Raw genomic sequence first — 1,440 nt, forward strand, 5'->3', positions numbered from 1 at the left:
GGTCACGTCCCGCTGAGTGGTGGAGTTTCTCGACACCGTGCGGGTCAGTTGATTTGATTATGCAGCAATGAGCTCGGGAATGGGAATCACCCCCGTCAGCGCGTCGGCGTCGGGGGTGGTGAGGGCGGTGTTGAAGGCTTCCAGCTGCCGCATGGAGTCCTCGGAGAGGTAGCGGCGGGCGCCGGCTTCCCATTCGTCGTGTTGCTCGACGAGGACGGCTCCTGCGAGGCGGAGGAGGGCCGCGGGGTTGGGGAACACGCCCACGACATCGGTGCGGCGTTTGATCTCTTTGTTGAGGCGTTCGATCGGGTTGGTCGACCAGATCTGCCGCCAGTGTTTGGGCGGGAATCCGCAGAACGCGAGGATGTCGGCGCGCGCGTCGTGGAGCATCTTGGCAACCTTGGGGTGGGTGCGCTCGAGCATCCGGGCGACCTCGTCGAACTGGGCCTGGACGTGCTTCGCGTCGGGTTGGGCGAAGATGGTGCGGATGACGGCGGCGACCATGTCCTGGCTGGCCCGCGGGACGATCGAAAGCACATTTCTCATGAAATGCACCCGGCAGCGTTGCCAGGCCGCGCCCTGGAAGACGGTGCTGATGGCTTTCTTCAGGCCGGTGTGGGCGTCGGAGATGACGAGCTTGACACCGTCCAGGCCGCGGGCTTTCAACGAGCGCAGGAACTCGGTCCAGAAGACCTCGTTTTCGCTGTCGCCGACGTCGAAGCCGAGGACCTCGCGGCGACCGTCGGCGGCAACACCGATAGCCACGACCATGGCTTGGGAGATGACGCGGTGGTTGACGCGGGCCTTGCAATACGTCGCGTCGAGGAACACGTAGGGGTAGCCGGTCTCGCCGAGGTCACGGTCGCGGAAGGTGGCGACTTCCCCGTCCAGATCCGCGCAAATCCGGGACACTTCCGACTTGGAGATGCCGGTATCCGCGCCGAGGGCCTTGACCAGGTCGTCGACTTTCCGGGTTGACACGCCGTGGAGGTAAGCCTCCATAACGATGGCAAACAGGGCCTGATCCACCCGGCGGCGCCGCTCGAGGAGGGCGGGGAAGAACGACCCCTGGCGCAGCTTGGGGATCTTCAGGTTAAGGTCCCCGGCTGTCGTCGTGAGGACGCGGGGGCGGGTCCCGTTGCGCTGGGTGGTGCGCTCATCGGAGCGTTCGAACCGGTCGGCGCCAATGTGGGCGGTGGCCTCGGCGTTGATGAGTTCTTGGTAGAGCGTTTCGGTCACCATTCGGATTCGATCGGTGACGCTGGTGAGCTTGAGTTCCGAGAGGAGCGCGAGCAGGGCAGACTGGTCTAGAGCCATCGTGTGATGTGTCTTTCTGTGAGGAACTTTGAACGGTTCTCACTGACCATCGCACGGTGGTTTCCTACGTTGTTAATCCAACGATCGAAACCCGGGAACTACACCACTCGAGGGGACGCAACC

1 protein-coding gene is annotated in these 1,440 nt (G+C 63.8%); it reads right to left on the minus strand.

Annotated elements, in window-relative coordinates:
- Positions 1-57 precede the first annotated feature (57 nt).
- Complete coding sequence (locus E3O49_RS18480) at positions 58-1,317, minus strand: IS256 family transposase (protein WP_244285249.1); 1,260 nt, start codon at positions 1,315-1,317, stop codon at positions 58-60.
- Between the last annotated feature and the right edge of the window lie 123 nt (positions 1,318-1,440).

The organism is Cryobacterium shii (genome assembly GCF_004402595.1).
GTDB classification, from domain to species: domain Bacteria; phylum Actinomycetota; class Actinomycetes; order Actinomycetales; family Microbacteriaceae; genus Cryobacterium; species Cryobacterium shii.

What these genes read in the sequence shown, in the direction of transcription:
- E3O49_RS18480 (WP_244285249.1), bottom strand. Translation starts at nt 1,317, where the DNA reads ATGGCTCTAGACCAGTCTGCCCTGCTCGCGCTCCTCTCGGAACTCAAG.